This is a genomic window from Robertmurraya beringensis (assembly GCF_042433785.1).
Classification (GTDB): Bacteria; Bacillota; Bacilli; order Bacillales; family Cytobacillaceae; genus Robertmurraya_A; species Robertmurraya_A beringensis.
This window is the reverse complement of sequence record NZ_JBHLUU010000005.1, coordinates 1-18,737: the sequence shown is the minus strand read 5'-3', so window position 1 is coordinate 18,737 and position 18,737 is coordinate 1. Positions and strand designations below refer to the sequence as shown.

14 protein-coding genes, 1 riboswitch and 2 other annotated features are annotated in these 18,737 nt (G+C 38.5%); of the genes, 5 read left to right on the top strand and 9 right to left on the bottom strand.

The window, feature by feature from the left end; all coding sequences use genetic code 11:
• Positions 1 to 54 precede the first annotated feature (54 nt).
• Positions 55 to 1,302, bottom strand: coding sequence for a glutamate-5-semialdehyde dehydrogenase (locus ACFFHF_RS00515; RefSeq protein ID WP_160547732.1), 1,248 nt, complete (start codon positions 1,300 to 1,302; stop codon positions 55 to 57).
• Positions 1,299 to 2,423 (bottom strand): glutamate 5-kinase, encoded by a 1,125-nt coding sequence (gene proB, locus ACFFHF_RS00510; protein WP_377057376.1) that lies wholly within the window; start codon positions 2,421 to 2,423, stop codon positions 1,299 to 1,301. Before proB (ACFFHF_RS00510) ends, ACFFHF_RS00515 begins: the two co-directional genes overlap by 4 nt.
• Before the next feature lie 54 nt (positions 2,424 to 2,477).
• Positions 2,478 to 2,688: a binding site (T-box leader), on the bottom strand.
• Positions 2,689 to 2,988: 300 nt separating this feature from the next.
• Here proB (ACFFHF_RS00510) and ACFFHF_RS00505 point away from each other — a divergent pair.
• From ACFFHF_RS00505 to ACFFHF_RS00490, 4 genes are all read left to right on the top strand, one after another.
• The gene (locus ACFFHF_RS00505) at positions 2,989 to 6,495 is read left to right on the top strand and encodes a bifunctional 2',3'-cyclic-nucleotide 2'-phosphodiesterase/3'-nucleotidase (RefSeq protein WP_377057375.1); all 3,507 of its coding nucleotides are present in this window, start codon (positions 2,989 to 2,991) and stop codon (positions 6,493 to 6,495) included.
• A gap of 292 nt (positions 6,496 to 6,787) precedes the next feature.
• Complete coding sequence (proC, locus tag ACFFHF_RS00500) at positions 6,788 to 7,645, top strand: pyrroline-5-carboxylate reductase (RefSeq protein WP_377057374.1); 858 nt, start codon at positions 6,788 to 6,790, stop codon at positions 7,643 to 7,645.
• Between the two features lie 31 nt (positions 7,646 to 7,676).
• Positions 7,677 to 8,804: a glutamate 5-kinase gene (proB, locus tag ACFFHF_RS00495; RefSeq protein ID WP_377057372.1), complete on the top strand. Its 1,128-nt coding sequence runs from the start codon at positions 7,677 to 7,679 to the stop codon at positions 8,802 to 8,804.
• 13 nt (positions 8,805 to 8,817) lie between these two features.
• Complete coding sequence (locus ACFFHF_RS00490; RefSeq protein WP_377057371.1) at positions 8,818 to 10,080, top strand: glutamate-5-semialdehyde dehydrogenase; 1,263 nt, start codon at positions 8,818 to 8,820, stop codon at positions 10,078 to 10,080.
• Positions 10,081 to 10,137: 57 nt separating this feature from the next.
• Here ACFFHF_RS00490 and ACFFHF_RS00485 read toward each other — a convergent pair whose 3' ends face one another.
• From ACFFHF_RS00485 to iadA, 4 genes are all read right to left on the bottom strand, one after another.
• Entirely contained in the window at positions 10,138 to 10,413 is a 276-nt protein-coding gene (locus tag ACFFHF_RS00485; protein WP_340906076.1) for a hypothetical protein, read from the bottom strand.
• A gap of 182 nt (positions 10,414 to 10,595) precedes the next feature.
• The gene (locus ACFFHF_RS00480) at positions 10,596 to 11,180 is read right to left on the bottom strand and encodes a hypothetical protein (protein ID WP_340906077.1); all 585 of its coding nucleotides are present in this window, start codon (positions 11,178 to 11,180) and stop codon (positions 10,596 to 10,598) included.
• Positions 11,181 to 11,188: 8 nt separating this feature from the next.
• Positions 11,189 to 12,364, bottom strand: a complete 1,176-nt coding sequence (locus ACFFHF_RS00475) for an Alp7A family actin-like protein (protein ID WP_377057370.1) — start codon at positions 12,362 to 12,364, stop codon at positions 11,189 to 11,191.
• 453 nt (positions 12,365 to 12,817) lie between these two features.
• The gene (iadA, locus tag ACFFHF_RS00470; protein ID WP_160547723.1) at positions 12,818 to 13,990 is read right to left on the bottom strand and encodes a beta-aspartyl-peptidase; all 1,173 of its coding nucleotides are present in this window, start codon (positions 13,988 to 13,990) and stop codon (positions 12,818 to 12,820) included.
• A 223-nt stretch (positions 13,991 to 14,213) separates the two neighbouring features.
• Here iadA and ACFFHF_RS00465 point away from each other — a divergent pair, with 223 nt between their 5' ends.
• On the top strand, positions 14,214 to 14,840 hold the full coding sequence (locus ACFFHF_RS00465; protein WP_160547722.1) for a histidine phosphatase family protein: 627 nt from the start codon (positions 14,214 to 14,216) through the stop codon (positions 14,838 to 14,840).
• Between the two features lie 183 nt (positions 14,841 to 15,023).
• On the opposite strand, the gene ACFFHF_RS00460 is transcribed toward ACFFHF_RS00465, so the two are convergent.
• From ACFFHF_RS00460 to ACFFHF_RS00450, 3 genes are all read right to left on the bottom strand, one after another.
• Positions 15,024 to 15,329, bottom strand: a complete 306-nt coding sequence (locus ACFFHF_RS00460; RefSeq protein WP_377057369.1) for a phospholipase D-like domain-containing protein — start codon at positions 15,327 to 15,329, stop codon at positions 15,024 to 15,026.
• 125 nt (positions 15,330 to 15,454) lie between these two features.
• A complete protein-coding gene (locus tag ACFFHF_RS00455; protein WP_160547721.1) occupies positions 15,455 to 16,654 on the bottom strand; it encodes an NAD(P)-dependent oxidoreductase in 1,200 nt (399 codons plus the stop codon).
• 57 nt (positions 16,655 to 16,711) lie between these two features.
• A riboswitch (ZMP/ZTP riboswitch) is annotated at positions 16,712 to 16,790 on the bottom strand.
• A gap of 271 nt (positions 16,791 to 17,061) precedes the next feature.
• Positions 17,062 to 17,422: a sequence feature (16S ribosomal RNA rRNA prediction is too short), on the bottom strand.
• 637 nt (positions 17,423 to 18,059) lie between these two features.
• A partial coding sequence (locus tag ACFFHF_RS00450; RefSeq protein ID WP_377057368.1) for an IS4 family transposase occupies positions 18,060 to 18,737 on the bottom strand: 678 nt, incomplete at its 5' end.

The following is an 18,737-nucleotide window of genomic DNA, read 5'->3' as shown; positions in this document are numbered from 1 at the left end:
TTAAACCAAAAAGAGAGTAGTTCGAAAAGTCTGCTACTCTCTTTTTGACTATTTTTATTCTCTTATTTGTCCGGTTCCTCGAACAATGTACTTGGTAGAGGTAAGAGCAGGTAAGCCCATTGGACCTCGTGCATGAAGCTTTTGCGTACTAATCCCTATTTCTGCCCCAAAACCAAATTCAAAGCCATCGGTAAATCTTGTAGAAGCATTGTGATATAGGGCTGCTGCATCAACTCTATTAAAGAATGTCTCTACATTCTCAGCAGTTTCTGAAATGATCGCTTCTGAATGCTTTGAGCCATAGCTAGCAATATGACTGATTGCTTCATCGACATGAGATACCACTCGAAGCGCTACTGTTAGGTTTGAGAACTCTGTTTCCCAATCTTCTTCAGTAGCAGGAAGTAAATCTTTATCCATTTGTCTTGCCTTTTCATCTGCGCGTATTTCCACCTTTTTCTCTTGTAACGCTTTTATTAAATCCTCTAGATGCTGATCTGCCCATTTTTGGTGAACAAGGATCGTTTCTGCCGCATTACACACAGATGGACGCTGAGTTTTCGCATTAATGGCAATATCAATGGCCATTTTATGATTAGCACTTTCATCAATATAAATATGACAGTTCCCCACCCCAGTTTCAAGAACGGGAACGGAAGCATTATTTACAACGGATTGAATGAGGTTTGCTCCTCCTCTAGGGATGAGCACATCTAGGTACTCTGTTAACTTAAACATTTGGGAAGCTGTTTCTCTGCTTGTATCTTCTAGTAACTGCACCGCTTCCACTGGACATTCACTCTTCTCAAGTGCACGGTGAATAACTGCTACAATCGCTTTATTTGAATGAATCGCAGATGAACTTCCTCGCAACAACACCGCATTACCTGTTTTTAGGCAAAGACTTGCTGCATCAACCGTGACATTGGGTCTTGCTTCATAGATCATTCCGACAACTCCAAGAGGAACACGGACTTTCTCAATATGAAGACCATTTGGGCGATCCCATCCCTCCAGAATCTCTCCAACAGGATCTGATAAGGTAGCTACTTGTCTTACTCCTTCTGCCATGTCTTGAATACGTTCTTCCGTTAATTGGAGACGATCGAGTAAGTGATCTCCCATCCCGCTTTGCTTTCCAGCCTCAAGATCCTTCTTATTTTCTTGTAAAATAAAAGGGGTATCCTCTACTAACTGATTGGCAATAAGCAGCAATGCATCGTTTTTCTGGTTGGTGGTACAAAGAGCTAAGCTAGTTGCTAGAGTACTTGCGAGACGTGCCTTTTCTAATAATTCTGTCATCTTTGTTTCCTCTCCTTCGTAAAAGTAACCCAGTTATCTCTGTGAATAACTTCAATCCGATTATGCATATTTACTATATTTGCTTCTTTACTTGAAAGTCCTTTAATTTTGGAAAGTTCATCAACTGTATAATTAATTTGCCCTTTTCCAATTAACTCACCTTTTTCATTCCATACCTCTACCACATCACCGCGCGTAAAGGAACCATCAACATGTTTGACACCTGCTGGCAAAAGGCTTTTCCCTTGATGAATGACAGCATGTTCCGCACCCGAATCAATATCGATTCGCCCAGCAATTTGTGAGTGAATGCCTATCCACTGTTTCTTACTTTTTAATGAAGTCCCTAGGTTATAGCCAATATAGGTACCATCGCCCTTTCCAGTAACGATATCTAATAGCTTATCCGTCCCTTCTCCCTTGCCGATAAATACCTTTACACCGACAGATAAAGCCGTTTTGGCTGCCTCAAGCTTCGAACGCATCCCGCCTGTACCGACCTTTGAACCAGAACCTCCCGCAACATCTAAAACTTCCTCTGTAACTTCTGGAAGGAAATTATACTTTTTAGCGTTCGGGTCCTTACGTGGATTTCCATCATACAAGCCATTTATATCCGTAAGAATAATGAGCGTGTCGGCATGAATTAAACCACTAACTAAAGCAGAAAGCATGTCATTATCGCCAAATGTGAGTTCATCTACCGCTACCGAATCGTTTTCATTAATAATCGGTATAACCCCACGTTTTAATAGCTCAGATAATGTGGAATAGGCATTATTGTATTGTTCTTGTTGGGAAAAATCATTTCTTGTTAGAAGAAGCTGGGCTGACACGATTCCTTCTTTTTCAAACTCTTCAAAGTAGCTTTGCATGAGTAAGCCCTGACCCACAGCGGCAGCCGCTTGCTTTCCAGCAATGGTCACAGGTCTTGTCTGATAGCCTAAAACTGAAAAACCTGCAGCCACAGCTCCTGAAGAAATAAGAATCACTTCGTTTCCTTCCTTCTTCAGCTTAGACAGTGCCGCCACATGCTCGGCGATCTTATTCTTTGATAGACCACCATGCGAATTCGTTAATGAACTACTCCCGATTTTTACAACAATGCGCTGTTTAGCCACTTCCATCCCTCATTCTCTAAATTCTCCATCTAAATAAAAAAACTCCTCCATCCTTAAAAGGACGGAAGAGTTAATCCGCGGTACCACCTTTTTAGCAACCTTAAAAAGGATGCCTCTCAAAACCCCGTAACGAGGGGAAACGGTTAGTTTTAGCTAACTGCTCAAGGACAGGTTCGATCTGTCAGCGGTGGCAGGGACTCTCAGCCTAGGACCCCACTCTCTTTACACATGTACAAGATGTACTAATTCCTCTCATCGCTTCTTCGTTCATTTCTTTGCAGAATATTATAAATTCTAATGATCAACTCGTCAAGTTAATTTAGTAATAGAACAACCGTTCCACTTTATACCATTTTTTAACAAACTAATTATATAGACCCATCAGATTATTTTATTAAAAGGTAGATGGATCCAAGAGAAATTTGTCGAATATTTTATAAATTAGGACTATATAATCAACTTTATAAACCTAATAATTTTTTAACACCACCTTTACAATAACCATGCTATATTACACCTTAGAGACCCTAAATATCTCAATAATAGAATAAGGATGGATGGATCGATGAAACTGCAAAGCAAAAAGAAAGGTAATAAGATTTTATCTAGCACACTTGCTCTCAGCATGATCGCAGCACCGTTAATACCAACTAATGTACTTGCAGCAAAGTCTTCCGTTGAAAAAGTTCAATCAGAAGTTGAACTTCGAATCATGGAGACAACTGATATTCATACGAATCTATTAGACTTTGATTATTACAAAAATGCAACTGCTCCAAAGTTAGGTTTAGCAAAAACGGCAACTCTTGTAAAAGAAGCACGAGCACAGGCAGATAACTCTGTATTAGTAGACAACGGTGACCTCATTCAAGGGACTCCTCTTGGAACCTACAAAGCCAAGATCGATCCTTTAGAGGACGGAGAAGTTCACCCAGCTATTAAAGCCATGAACTTAATGGGTTATGACATGGCAACCCTTGGAAACCATGAGTTTAACTACGGTTTAGAATATCTTGATGAAGTTTATGATGATGCGGACTTTTCTTTTGTTAATGCGAACGTTTATGTGGATGATCATGATAACGATCCAACCAATGATGTAAATAAATATACACCTTATAAAATCGTTAATAAAAAAGTTAAAGATGAAAACGGCAAAACAGCTGTTATCCAAATCGGTTATATCGGTTTTGTCCCTCCTCAAATTAATGAGTGGGATAAAGCAAACTTAGATGGCAAAGTCATTACAAAAAATATCGTAGAATCAGCTGAGCGTTTCGTACCAAAGATGAAGGAAGAAGGAGCTGATGTGATTATCGCAATGGCTCACTCTGGCTTTAGTGGAAGCGAAGCTAACTCAGAAGATACCGTCTATGCACTAAGTAAAGTTGATGGAATTGACGCCATTACATTCTCACACACTCATAAAGTATTCCCTGCAAAAGATGTTAGTTCATTAGATGCATTATTTAAAGGTGCGGATGGACAACCTCTACCTGGCGTAGACAATGCAAAAGGAACCATTAATGGCGTTGCAGCTGTGCAAGCTGGTTACGGTGGTGGAGCACTAGGTATTATTGACCTTACACTTCAAAAGATTAAAGGAAAATGGTCTGTTGCGGACTCTCAATCTTCTACACGTGCCATAGATACAGTAAAGCCAGACGAAAAAATTGTAAAAGCAGTAACAGCTGATCACGAAGCAACCATTGAATATGTTAACACTCCTATCGGAACAACAACCGATGATATTTATAGTTATTTTGCTCTTGTACAAGATGATCCTTCTATTCAAGTGGTGACAAACGCACAAAAATGGTATGTAGAAAAGTATATTGGTCTAAATAAACCAGAATTAAAAGACCTTCCTATTCTTTCTGTTGGTGCGCCATTTAAAGCAGGACGAAATGGTGTTGAAGAATATACAGAAATTAAGCAAGGCGATTTGACCATTCGTAGCGCTGGTGATTTATACCTTTACGACAACACTTTAAAGGCTGTGAAAGTAAAAGGATCGGTTGTTAAGGAATGGATTGAGATGACTGCAGGGAAATTCAATCAAATTGATCCAGCCAAAACAGAGGAACAATCGCTTTTAAATCCATCCTTCCCTGTTTATAACTTCGATGTGATTGATGGAGTTGAGTATCAAATTGATGTAACACAGCCTGCTAAGTACGATACAAAAGGCAATCTAGTAAACCCAGAATCTAGCCGTGTCATAAACCTAGAATATAACGGTGAGCCAGTTGACCCTGAACAAGAATTTATTGTTGTAACAAACAACTACCGTGCTGGTGGTGGCGGTAACTTCCCTGGAGTAAAGGGCAGTGAACTAGTAGTTGATTCTGCAGATGAAAACCGTCAAATCTTAATGGACTATATCTCAGAAGAAAAAGTCATTACACCAACAGCTGATAACAACTGGTCAATCGCACCTATTTCTGGAGATGTGAATGTAACGTTTACCACTTCACCAAAGGCAGAGCAATACATTGGTGAAAATAGCCCATTCTCTTATACTGGTAAAACAGATGCAAGTGGATTTGGTATTTTTAATATTAACCTTAACCGTGGAGTGAAAGTTCAGCTCCTAAGTGTAAATGACTTACATGGTCAGCTAGATACGGTAACCAAATTGGGTACTTCATTGGCTGGACAAATTGAGTATACCGCTGGTGCGTTAAAACAAGAAGAGGCTACTAACCCTAATACATTAATCGTGCATGCTGGAGATATGATTGGAGGAAGCCCTCTTATTTCGGCTCTTTTCCAAGATGAACCAACAATTGAAGTACTAGAGGCAATCGGCTTTGATGCAGGTACTCTAGGAAACCATGAGTTTGATGAAGGAATTGATGAATTAAAACGAATCATCAACGGTGGAGACCATCCAAACGGTACCCCTGGTTATGACGGAATGAACTTCCCTCTTGTAGCAGCAAATGCTTATGATACAAGAGACGATGAGTTAATTACTGAACCATATACTGTACTTGAGACGGGTGGACAAAAGATTGGTGTGATCGGGGTTGTTACTCAAGAAACTCCTTCTATGATTGTTAGAAAAGGCAATGAAACTCTCCAAATTACAGATGAAGTAGCAGCCATTAACAAGTACACAGCTGAATTAAAAGCACAAGATATAGAAGCGATTGTTGTTCTTGCCCATAACCCTGCGGAACAAGAAGGATACACAGATGCATATGATGCCAGTAAAATTGCAGAACAAGTAAATGATGAGGTTGATATCATTTTTGCCGCTCACAATCATAAGTATGTGAATCGTGTTGTAGACAATAAGTTAATTGTACAAGCATATTCTTACGGCTCTGCTTTCTCTGATGTCGACCTAGAAATCGACCCTTTCACAGGAGATATTTTCAAAAAATCAGCTGAAATTAAAACGGTTTACCAAGATAAGTACACTCCAGATCCAGAAGTTGCTGCCATCATGGAAAAGTACAAAGAAAAGGTAGAACCTATTAAAGCACAGGTGGTTGGACAATCTCTTACTACCCTTGAAAAAGGATATCCAACGGTTGCTAGCCAAAATAGTGATTTGCCTCTAGGTAACTTAATCGCCGATGGAATGAAAGAGGCCATGGATTCTGACTTTGCATTAATGAACGGTGGTGGGGTTCGCTCTCCGCTTGAAGCAGGTGAAGTCACATATGGTGATCTATTCGCTATTCAGCCTTTTGGTAATGTCCTGAACAAAGTGAATCTAAGTGGTGCCGATTTACGTGTCATCCTAGATGAACAAATTACAACAAGAGGTCTTGACTATCATATCTCTGGATTCAAGTATACGTACACATATGACGATTCGGCAAAAATAGGAAAAGTCGTGGACATTACTTTACCAGACGGAACCCCAATTGACCCAGCAAAAGAGTATAGTGTAGTTGTAAACAACTATATGTACGGCAATATCAGTACAAGCATTGGAAAGCTTTCTACCGATATGGAAGTGGGAGATGTGGATTTAGACGCGACCGTAAAGTTTGTTAAATCATTAACTTCCCCTATCGACTACAAGTCTGAAGGAAGAATTCAAAGAGTATATTAAAATCAAAGCTCTCAGGAGAGAATGTTCTCTTGAGAGCTTTTTCTTGTTCGTTTATTTAGTTATAACTTACCCTGATATATCAGAAAAATCTTGATATTTACGACTGACACGCGTTATATCATGCTGAGAGGCTTTCTCGAGGCTACAACTCCATATATTAACGCTTACACTAACTAATTGGAAGAAATGCTCCTAACATTTCTTGAACCCCTTGAATATGGAAACCACCGTGTTAGTATTAAATTCTGAGATAAATTACGAACAAAAATACGAACAAAATTGGAGAGATGAGATGCTACACAATAAGAAAGTTGCCTTTATCGGTGCAGGTTCTATGGCTGAAGCAATGATTGCTGGTTTAGTTCAATCAGAAAGGATTCCACCAGAAAACATTATTGCTACAAACCGTTCAAATGCTCAAAAGCTAACTGCACTTGAATCAAAGTATGGAATTAGAGGGATAAAACTTGAATATTTACCGTTTGACCAAATAGATATTTTTATTTTGGCCATGAAGCCAAAAGATGTGGATCAAGCATTACACTATTTAAAACACCAAATTAAATCAAACCAACTTATTTTATCCATTTTAGCTGGAATTACAACAACATACCTAGAACAAAACCTTCATGATGACCAGCAAGTAGTTCGAGTGATGCCGAATACATCAAGTGCAATCGGTGAATCCACTACTGCCATATCCCCAGGTCATAAAACAACAGAAATTCATGTCTATGAAACGAAAGAGTTACTCAATTGCATCGGTTCGGTCTTTCAGATTGATGAGAAGAATATGGATATTTTCACAGGACTTGCGGGAAGTGGCCCAGCCTATTTTTATTATTTAATGGAGCATATGGAATTACAAGGTGCCAAAGCTGGCTTTGACATACAAACCACCAGGCAAATTATCGCTCAAACGATTGTCGGTGCTGCAAGAATGGTTCAGGAACAAGATGAAACACCTGCCGTTTTGAGAGAAAAAGTGACCTCCCCTAATGGCACCACTGCTGCTGGCCTACAGGCATTAGATCTGAATGGTGGAGGAATAGCAATAGCTAAAGCGGTTGAGTTTGCTGCTAAACGTTCAAAAGAAATCAGCGAGCAGATTAAAGAAAGTCTCTTAGTTAGATCCACTACAAATAAGTAAGGAAAGATAAATTTGTATCAGGAGTGATAAAATGACGACCCTTGAAAACAGGAAACGGGTTGTAATTAAAGTAGGAAGCAGTTCTCTAACCAGTCGACATGGAGAAATTAGTCGTCGGAAACTTGAAAAATTAGCGGATGAGATTGCTCTTTTAAAGGATACTGGACATGAAATCGTATTTGTATCCTCCGGAGCTGTGGCGGCTGGGTATCGTAAACTAGGCTGCATTAACCGCCCCACATCTCTCCCAGAGAAACAAGCGGCAGCCTCTATTGGGCAAGGACTACTAATTGAAGCCTATTCAGAGATTTTCTTATCCCACGGGTATATCGCCTCACAGATATTAATTACACGTAGTGATTTTTCTGATGAAACTCACTATCACAATGTTCGAAACACACTAAACGTATTATTAGAACGAGGAATTATACCTATTGTTAATGAAAACGACACTGTCACAGTCGACAGGTTAAAGTTTGGTGATAACGATACATTATCAGCTAAAGTGGCTGGTTTAATTGAAGCTGACCAATTGATTATTTTATCTGATATCGAAGGACTATACGATTCAGATCCCCGCAAAAATGAACAGGCCAAACTTTTAGAAAAAGTATACGAAATCACACCTGAAATTGAACAAGGTGCAGGTGGATCCGGAAGTGTGGTTGGAACAGGAGGCATGAAGTCGAAGATTGATGCTGTGAAAATTGCTATGGCTTCAGGTATTCGTACGTTTCTTGGTAAAGCCACCATTTCAAATATACTAAATGATGCTGTTCAAGGTACCGCCAAAGGAACATATTTCGAAGTTTCTACCGAGACGGTTAATTTAGATCAAAAGAAACAATGGATTGCCTTTCACTCCGGTCCAAAGGGAGAGATTTTCATCAACGAACACGGAAAACTCTCTATTGTTGAATGTAAACAGAGCATTCTATCCTCCCATATTGAGAAGGTGAATGGACGGTTTGAAAAAGGTTCTGTTATTCGAATCTTAGACCACCAGGGCGAAAGAGTGGGATTAGGTGTAGTGAATTATTCAACGGAAGAACTTGAACGAATAATGAATTCTATAGGTGAAGAATTGAGTAATGATGAGGTTGTTCCAATCGAACACTTTGTTTGCGAATTAGAACTATCCCTACCTGTGGTCATATAAAAGGAGGAGTTATATGTCAGTAACTACAGAATTTACAAGTGTCGAAGCGCAAGCCATTGCTGCTAAAAAAGCAGCAAAAGTCCTTAGCCAACTATCAACTGCAGAAAAAAATGAAGTATTACATGTTTTAGCCGATGCATTAGAAAAAAAGACAAACGTGATTTTAGAGGCAAATCAGCTTGATTTAGATACGGGTCGAGCCAAAGGCTATGACGCCGCCTACATGGATCGCCTGGCCCTCTCTAAAGAAAGAATATCGGAATTTGCTGAAGGTCTCAGACAAGTAGCTACACTAGAAGATCCAACAGGGAAAATTCTATCAAGTTGGACATTAGCTAATGGTTTATTGGTTGAAAAGGTATCTGTTCCATTAGGTGTTATTGGGATGATCTATGAAGCACGTCCTAATGTAACCGTTGATGCCACCGGTCTTGCCCTTAAATCAGGTAATTCCATTGTATTAAAAGGCGGATCATCTGCTTTATCATCAAACCAAGCAATCGTTCAAGTCATGCATGAAGCACTAGATCACACATTGGTCCCAAAAGAAGCCGTTCAATTCATTGCAAGTACAACTCGCGAAGCTACTCAGCAGCTTTTCACTATGAAGGAACATATTGATGTACTCATCCCTAGAGGTGGTGCTTCTCTTATAAATGCGGTCGTAAATCAAGCAACCATTCCTGTACTCGAAACTGGAGTTGGAAACTGCCACTTATACATTGATGTTGAAGCAGATGTTGATAAAGCATTAAACATACTCATTAATGCGAAAACGGACCGTCCTGCTGTATGTAATGCGTTAGAGACAGCTATTATTCATAAAGACTGGCTTATCAAAAACAAGAGTCATCTCGTTGATATTTTTAATAAACATGGTATTACTGTTCATGGCGATGAAATGGCTCAAACTTATATTCCCAATGCGGTCCCAGCAACAGAGAAAGATTGGGCAAACGAGTATTTAAGCTTAGATTTAGCCATCAAAACCGTTAATAACGTCGAAGAAGCCATTGACCATATTGAAACATACGGAACCAAGCACTCTGAAGCAATTGTAACTGAGAACAAAGAAACAGCGAAAAAGTTTATGAGTTTAGTAGATGCTTCCGCCCTATACCACAATGCATCCACACGGTTTACAGATGGCGGAGCACTTGGATTTGGAGCAGAGATAGGAATATCCACTCAAAAATTACATGCTCGCGGACCAATGGGTTTACCTGCCTTAACAACGGTGAAATTTATAATGTCTGGTAACGGACAAATACGATGAACGAACGAAAGGACGATCATGAGCACATCCCTCATCATGATCGTCCTTCTCGTTTTATTACACCCATAACATAAATACAGCAAAGGCAATGACCCATACCAGCGGAACCAAATTAAAAATAACAGCAAGATTCTTTCTTTTTCGATGGAATACCCAAGAAAGAATCGAGCCAACAATGACTGCAACTGGATATAAGGTAATAGTGATGACAAATAAAGAATTATAGAGACCTATGCCAGCATCAAAGCTCATAAAAGACATACCCCAAATAACAAACCAAGGCAGTAAAGATAGGACATAAAGAACTTGAGTAATAATCAAAAATGGCTTCACTTGTATCTCCTCCATACAAACAATGACCTTATTAATTATGAAATCTTAATACACAAAGTAAGTATATTACAAGATATATATAATCATTCGAGTGGCAAAAGGTTGTTAATACTTCCTGGGAAATTTTTTTAGGATAATAAATAATCCCTTCATCTAGATATAGATAAAGGGATATGGTATGACTATTTATTCATTTTTGAGAGAAAGTCACCTAAGAGACTATCAAGGTCATTTTCGTAATCTTGGTCCTCGTCCGTTGCTTCTGGTTCTTCCTGGCTGATACTTTCCCAACTAAAGGCATCCAAATCGTCTTCTGACGCCTCGGGCTCTTTTGAAACAGCTATTTCAGGAATTGGATCATTCAAATGTTCATCAAGATCAGATACCTCTTCCTGTAAATATAAGGCATCCGATATATCAAGAGCATTACTATTCAAGGACGCTAGCAAAGCGGTGGCTCGAACAGGATCTGTTAAAAGTTGGTACATGATACTTCCAAGCAAAGCCTCTGAATGCTCATGCTTTAACCAGTTTCGTTGGGATTTGCTTAATTTATGAGGAATGGGAATCGTGATTGTTTCCTGCTCCTTAGACGAAGACTGGCTAACTCCCTGCATGACAAACTCCGCTATTTTACTAGAAAAATTTCTTCTTTCGGTTTCCTTCAACTTTTGTAAATACTTTAATAAATGATCAGGTGTATCAGATGGAATTCGAAAGGAGATTGCTTGGCCCCTCTTCACTTCATTGGAAGCTAATTTTTTCATATGATCACCTATGAATTCTTAACGGGTTCTTGGGCTTTCTTTGGCTTCTCGACTTTCCTTACATAATCCGTAATAAGCTTATAATAGGCATTAGCCATCATCCAAATACTCTCTTTTTCATCTTCAAAAAATTCAATATTATAGCCATCTAAATTATTATTTAGTGTCTTAATATAGTCCTTTAATACATGTGCACCGCCACCAACAAAATAACAGATTTCCGTTTGAGAGTTCTTTTGCCAAATATTCCTTAACAAACGGTATTGTTTTTTTGCTAGCTCTAGTAAAATCCGATCTGTTATGTCATGAACACTCGTACGGCTGCCTTTCACCATAATGTGATTGCGATCATTCTTTCTAGTAATAATTTCAACAACATCACGACGACTATCTAACTCCACCCCGTGCTTTGTTCTTATTTCCTCTCTTATGGCTTCTAGAGATTCAGAAACGCCTAGATTGAACCCTTGTGCCTTATCATCATCAACATTACGATTTTTAATCACTGCAATATCCGTGGATAGTCCTCCGATGTCCTGAATAAGAATTCTTTTATCAATTAAATCCTTATTAATAATCTTTAGCTGGGTATCCATCACAAGATTAATATAAGCTGCAAAACCTTCTGGATATATTTTCACTTCATTAAATTTAATATTTACTTTTAACCCTTGATACTTAGGTGTGACAAGAAATTCTACTTGGTGCACAGAACCGACTAATTTCGAACGGTATCCCGCATCCTTTCCTTCCTTTACTTCACGTAGTGGAAGACCCGTACCAAGCGTGTAATTGGCATCAATCACTTGTTTGGATCTAGGAAAAATACCCGAATTCTCTTCTTTCACCGCATCCATTGCCAAGGTAGCAAAAAGCATGACCAATGTTTGGTCTTCTTCTGATTTGCTACTTCCAGGATCTAATTCTGTTGCATTGTTGCTTTTCGTTGCAAGATGGCCTACTCGGTAAATGGCATTATTGTCTTTTAGAGCAGGAGAATGCACTTTAATGTGGATGCCATCAAAGGGATTTTTACTATCCAGTTCCTCTATTCCAATGACCGGTCGATCTTCCGTATCCCTGGCAACAATATTAGGCATATTAATTTCATATTCCCTCTCCCCAAAGATCGCTTTAATCGAGTCATTTCCAACATCTACTGCTGCAATTCTAGAGTTTGACATAATAGATCATCCCTTCTCGTTTAATAGATTTATAGTTCATAGTTGCTGATTATTTCTATGTATCTTTCTATTAAAGCGTATAGGAAAATACTAGATTATTCAATGAACCTTGCTGAAAAGAAATGAAATTGTAAACCTGTAAACAGCTTGTAAACAAATGGCTTTTTGTATACATAGTTGTAAACAACCACTACAAACGCGTATACATACGATTAGACCGGGTTGTATACGGGTTTGTATACATGTAAACACAAAAGTATACAAGTTGTTTACGTTAAGTAAACATGTATACGATTTTTGTAAACAATAGGGGGTGAGCTAATAAGGGAGGAACGTGAAGCCATTCCTTCTGCTCTAGGTATTGACTTATTTGGGAATTTAAAAGTATAGAATACATAAATTGAGAAAACAAAAAACCCGCACCTACTTAGGTACAGGTTTTACTTGTGGGATTCATTCAAATGTCCCTTTCACTAAAGGAGAGCCTTGGGCCAACATTATTTGACCCTTTGCAATGACCGTTTGAATCGTTAATGTTTCTTTATCTAAAATTACAAGGTCCGCATCCTTCCCTTTTTGAATATTCCCTTTTTGAGAAAGTTTGAGAACTTGGGCTGGATTTGATGTAATCACTGTAATTGCTTGCTCTAGAGGGATTTTCTCATTTAAGACTGCATCCCTTACCTCCCGGAATAACGAATCCGTTTTCCCCACTTTTAGCCCTTTAAATTCACCCATTTCATCAAAATAAGGAAGACTTGCCTGCCCATCTGATGAAAAAGTAATACTACTAATAGGGATGTCATTTTCGAGCATTAATCTTAAACCTGTCGAACATTTCACTTCCCCTTCTTCTAAAAATTGAGGAATGGTACTAGTCGTCAGGTCGACATACCCGCCCTTTTTTGCATATGTAATCCCTGCAGCAAATAATTCTTTATTACGATTAATATGAGTAGGGTGGAAATGTCTCGCAGGAATTTCTGTTTTCTCAATTATCTCTTCTAGCAATGATAGTTTTCCCACTCCATCCCCTACATGTATTTCTACAAGCCCTGCTTTCCCAGATAATATCCCGCCATTTCTAGCTGCTGTAGCAATTTTTACTATTTCCTCAAATGTAGGCTGTGAGGATCGATGATCAGAAATGGCAATTTCTCCAACACCTATTATTTTGTCGATTAAAATAAGGTCGTCTTCAATTTTAGAGGTTAATGTTTTAACTGGTACTTGATAAGAACCCGTATGGATATAACAGGTAACACCTTCTTCATCTAGTGCCCGTGCCTTTGCTAAAAGGCTTTCCATCCTCCTGGTTGTACCATCCGTGCCAAGTACACCAACAAGGGTAGTTACACCTGACATCGTTATATCAGATAACATAATTTCTGGGGTTCTTGTCTTGAATCCACCTTCTCCTCCACCACCAATAATATGAACATGAGAATCAATAAATCCAGGCACGATAAGTTGACCAGATGCGTCAATCACTTCGATAGGGACAAAAGAAGTAGGATTGTTTATTTGCTCCTCTATAAAAGCAATTTTATCGTCAGCAATGAGGATATCCCTTACACCAAGATAGTTTGGGGCATAGACCTCTCCGTTTTTTATTAACTTTAGCATAGCTCTTCACTCCTAACTGTAAGTCAATATAAGCACATAAGAACTTTAAGTTTAGTATTAGTTGAAAGTAAACTAGGACAGGACGATTATATGTTTATTGTACAAAAATTAACCCAAAAGGTGTAAATTTCCCTTCTCCTTATATAAATTAACAATTCTTCAGTAGGTATGGTAAAATTCTTGGTAACAAAGCAATAATACAATAAAAAGTAGGTGTTATAGATTGTCCTCTGAAAAAGAAGTAAAGCTTTATTTTGTACGTCATGGTGAGACTCAATATAATATAGAAAAACGTATGCAAGGGTTTTGTGATTCCCCGCTTACTGAACGCGGAATCACTCAAGCTAAGTCTGTAGGAATGGGACTAGATGATATTGAATTTACTGCGGTGTATACTAGTGAAAGCCAACGGGTCATTGATACAGCCAAGTATGCAGTTGGTCACCGAAAGCTTCCAACTAAGACAGATCCACGCCTGAAAGAAATGAACTTTGGTGTTTTAGAATCACTATTAGAATCAGAAATCACCGAGCGGTACGGAAATATACTCCAACAATTATTTACCCTTAACGACCTAAATATGGCTGCACCAGAAGGAGAAAGCTACTCCCAGCTTTATACACGAACAACCTCAGTCGTTAAAGAAATCATCGACAAGCACAAAAATGAAGGCGGAAATATACTCGTTTTCTCACATGGAGTGACAATCGGCAACTATTTAATGCAATTAACAAAAATGAGTGATTATCCGCACCATGATAATTGCAGTGTTTCTGTAATAAAGTATAGCAACGGTGAATTTAGTGTAGAAACGATTGCAGATACTTCTTTTAGGGACAGGTATCAATAATATAAAAACACCTCTATACGAATGGTATAGAGGTGTTTAACTACTTTATTTTCCTTACTTCTACCACTCCTCCAAATCACCACTATCCCACATTTCATTAAATGTATCACTCATTGATGAAGCTAATTCCGAATCACTTACGGTTAAGAGGACTTCCTGGTTATCTTCTGCAGAGTCTTTTGTTTAGTTAAAGGATCCTGTTACGACGTTTTGGTTATCTGATATCGTTAGTTTTATATGCATTTTTTCATCTGTATTAATTTTTATCGGTATATTTAGGGCTTCTAAATCATCGAAAATTTCTTTACTATCTTTGTTTTCTGTATTTTCCCCATCCGCTATGATTCTAATAGAAACGCCTCTTTCTGCTGCTGCTGATATAGCTTCTACGATATTGTCATTGTCTAGGTTATAGATGATTTTACTCAAAAATCCAAGGTTTATAATAGGTAAAATGATAATAAGGACCCTTCCTAGTTTTTTATTCAATTGGCAAACCTCCTTTGACTACTATCTATTACACTTTACACGATCTAACTTAAATGAAACTTAAATGGATATTATTCAAAAAAAAAGATGATACATAGATTTGTATCATCTTTTGTAAACAGGATTTAAATAAAACGTACCGTAACAATACCTTCAATCAAGCCGATTTTTTCTTCTAACTGAGGAATAATATCACTCGTTACATTGTTATCAATATCGATCATTGTATAGGCATATTCCCCTCTACTTCTGTTCACCATATCTGCAATGTTTAAGTCATAGCTTGATAGAGCTGAGGTGATCTTTCCAACCATTCCAGGAATATTTTTGTGGAAAGCTGCTACACGTTGTTTACCTGAATATGGAAGAGTAGCGTTTGGAAAATTCACTGAGTTTTTAATATTTCCAGTCTCAAGAAAGTCCTTTATTTGGCGCCCCGCCATAATCGCACAATTTTCCTCAGATTCTGCTGTTGATGCACCAAGGTGTGGAACACAAATGGTGTTTTCCATTTTCAGTACATTTTCATTAGGGAAATCTGTGATGTATTGACCCACGATTCCTTCTTCAAGTGCAACTGCCAAATCTATTTCGTTCACTAGTTCTCCACGTGAGAAGTTTAGAATATGAACACCTGGTTTCATAATACTGAATGTAGCTTGATTAAACATTCCTTTTGTATCATCCGTTAACGGTGTGTGCACGGTAATATAATCAGCGTTTGCAAATAATTCTTCAATGGTTAAAGCACGTTGGACTGTACGTGATAAATTCCAAGCAGTATCAACAGAAATGAATGGGTCGAATCCAATTACATCCATGTCTAAAGCAATGGCATCGTTCGCTACAAGTGCTCCAATGGCACCTAATCCGATAACCCCTAAAGTTTTACCCTTAATCTCTTTACCTACAAATTGCTTTTTCCCAGCTTCCACAAGCTTTGGAACTTGGTCCCCTTCACCTTCTAAGGTCTTTGTCCATGACACACCAGCAAAAAGATTTCTTGATGAAGCCATTATTGTAGTTAAAACCATCTCTTTAACGGCATTTGCATTTGCTCCAGGTGTATTAAAAACAACAATTCCTTGCTCTGTGCATTTGTCGACAGGAATATTATTAACACCTGCTCCAGCTCTTGCAATTGCTTTTAAATTACTACCGAAATCCATTGAATGCATATTAAAGCTACGAGCAATGATCGCATCCGGATTTTCACAGTCATTGTCGACTGCAAAGTTATCCTTACGGAAGACTTTTAACCCGCTTTCTGCAATATTATTTAATGTTTTAATTTGGTTCACTTTTTTTAATGTAATTGGGCTCATATTGTTTCTCCTTTTTTATTATAAATTTGAACAAAAAGAGGCAAGGGTTATAACCCTTACCTCTGCCCAGGCGAACGGCTACGACACCATGTGCTCCCTCGCGGTTATCCGCGTTTCGCCAGTTACACATAGTCTTTTTATTTCTTATATTCTATCAATTTATTCACTAGCCATCAAGCATAAAAATTTTCTAATTTATACTTTTCTTACAAATCAAACTTTCTTTATTTCTGATGAGGTTTTCTGTATATCAATGCACTTAAATAAATAGCGTATAAGCGAAATACAAATAACCGGAGTTTTTCCGGTTAAATACAGAATGGAGCTTATTTTTAGGGTGTATAAGTGGAGAATTTCCGATTAAGCTGACCAAAATCCCTCATTTTCACGTTTTTTGAGTCAATAGACGGAATTTCTCCACTAGCGTTGCAAAAATATCCACAAGGATACAATGGATTTACTTTTTATGTNGTCTCAGTCCCAGTGTGGCCGATCACCCTCTCAGGTCGGCTACGCATCGTCGCCTTGGTGAGCCGTTACCTCACCAACTAGCTAATGCGCCGCGGGCCCATCTATGAGTGATAGCCGAAACCATCTTTTAGCTTTTCTACATGTGTAGAAAAGAATTATCCGGTATTAGCCCCGGTTTCCCGGAGTTATCCCAGTCTCATAGGCAGGTTGCCCACGTGTTACTCACCCGTCCGCCGCTAACAAGGAGGAAGCAAGCTTCCTCCTTGTCCGCTCGACTTGCATGTATTAGGCACGCCGCCAGCGTTCGTCCTGAGCCAGGATCAAACTCTCCAATAAAGAGTAAGATTAGCTCTTAAAAAGTTAAAACTTAGAATTAACGTTGACGTTTGTTGTTGTCTTGTTCAGTTTTCAAGGTTCAATTAAGCACTTGATCATCTTACTATATCTTTTCACCGTTGTCAACTTCTACGAAAAACTTTTTTCAAAAGTTAATTTCAAGTCGTTGTTGTCGGCTACATGTATTACTATATCATCTTGATTCGCAGAAGTCAACTTCTGTTTTCAAATATTTTTTAAACATCCTCATTAACTAATACACTAGTAATGAGGACGGATTCTTATCTTACAAAATACCTATAAATAATGCAAGAGTTTTTTATAAATAAAAACGACTGCTCCTTTAGGTCTTATTGATATATGGAAAAGTAAAACCCACCATTGAATAAGCGGAGTTTTTCCGGTTAGACGCAAAATGGAGCCCGTTTTCGGGGTAAATAAGGGGAGATTTTCCATTACCATTGCAAAAATATCCACAAGGATACAATGGATTTACTTTTTATGGATTTTATGTATAATTTTTACAGATGTATTTTTCGACTTTGAGCCAAAAAGTGAAGGGGGTTATATTTGAACCCAGTTATCCAAAAAATGGATGTTATTTTCTTTGTTTTTTATATTTTGCCATTGAACTAGTACTTACCCCCACCTGTTTTACAATTGCCACACCTGCATCATGAAGTTCAATTTCATTTGGCGGGTGATGGCTCTTTTGTCTTCCTTTAGATGTTCTTTGTGGTAACCGGTGTAACTCATTGAGAAAACTTTCCCATGTCCTTTCGGCATGGATGCGAAGAAGGGTGAGCACTTTCCAGGTGGTCTTCTTATTATTCTCAACTAACCTAACATATAAAGTGACACAGTACGCCGCCATAGCAAAGAAAATCTGGTTCCAGATTCCTTGAGGTTGGGTACTTTGTAGTTTAACTAGGCGTAGATGTTGTTTCATCCACTTAAAAAATAGTTCAATCATCCAACGGTGCCGGTACAATTCAGTTACTTCTTCAGCTTTCAAATCCCACCGATTGGTTACTACACGGTACTCTTTCCCTTCTTCATCCGTGAATTCCACAAGACGAAGGGGCTGTTCCATGGATCTAAAACTACTCCCCATGACGACTAAGGCGTCTAGCTTAACCCTACTGCCAGCGGGAACTTCATAGGATTTTATCATGTTCGCCTTATGCCCAGCTTGGATACGCATGGCGAATGGAATCCGGTTTTCCACCCAATGGTCCATTTTTTTGTAATCCACATAGCCACGGTCCATCACATG

Excerpts from the sequence above, each read along its gene's own strand:
- ACFFHF_RS00515 (WP_160547732.1), bottom strand. The coding sequence starts at position 1,302 with ATGACAGAATTATTAGAAAAGGCACGTCTCGCAAGTACTCTAGCAACT.
- ACFFHF_RS00505 (WP_377057375.1), top strand. The coding sequence starts at position 2,989 with ATGAAACTGCAAAGCAAAAAGAAAGGTAATAAGATTTTATCTAGCACA.
- proC (WP_377057374.1), top strand. The coding sequence starts at position 6,788 with ATGCTACACAATAAGAAAGTTGCCTTTATCGGTGCAGGTTCTATGGCT.
- proB (WP_377057372.1), top strand. The coding sequence starts at position 7,677 with ATGACGACCCTTGAAAACAGGAAACGGGTTGTAATTAAAGTAGGAAGC.
- ACFFHF_RS00490 (WP_377057371.1), top strand. The coding sequence starts at position 8,818 with ATGTCAGTAACTACAGAATTTACAAGTGTCGAAGCGCAAGCCATTGCT.
- ACFFHF_RS00480 (WP_340906077.1), bottom strand. The coding sequence starts at position 11,180 with ATGAAAAAATTAGCTTCCAATGAAGTGAAGAGGGGCCAAGCAATCTCC.
- ACFFHF_RS00475 (WP_377057370.1), bottom strand. The coding sequence starts at position 12,364 with ATGTCAAACTCTAGAATTGCAGCAGTAGATGTTGGAAATGACTCGATT.
- iadA (WP_160547723.1), bottom strand. The coding sequence starts at position 13,990 with ATGCTAAAGTTAATAAAAAACGGAGAGGTCTATGCCCCAAACTATCTT.
- ACFFHF_RS00455 (WP_160547721.1), bottom strand. The coding sequence starts at position 16,654 with ATGAGCCCAATTACATTAAAAAAAGTGAACCAAATTAAAACATTAAAT.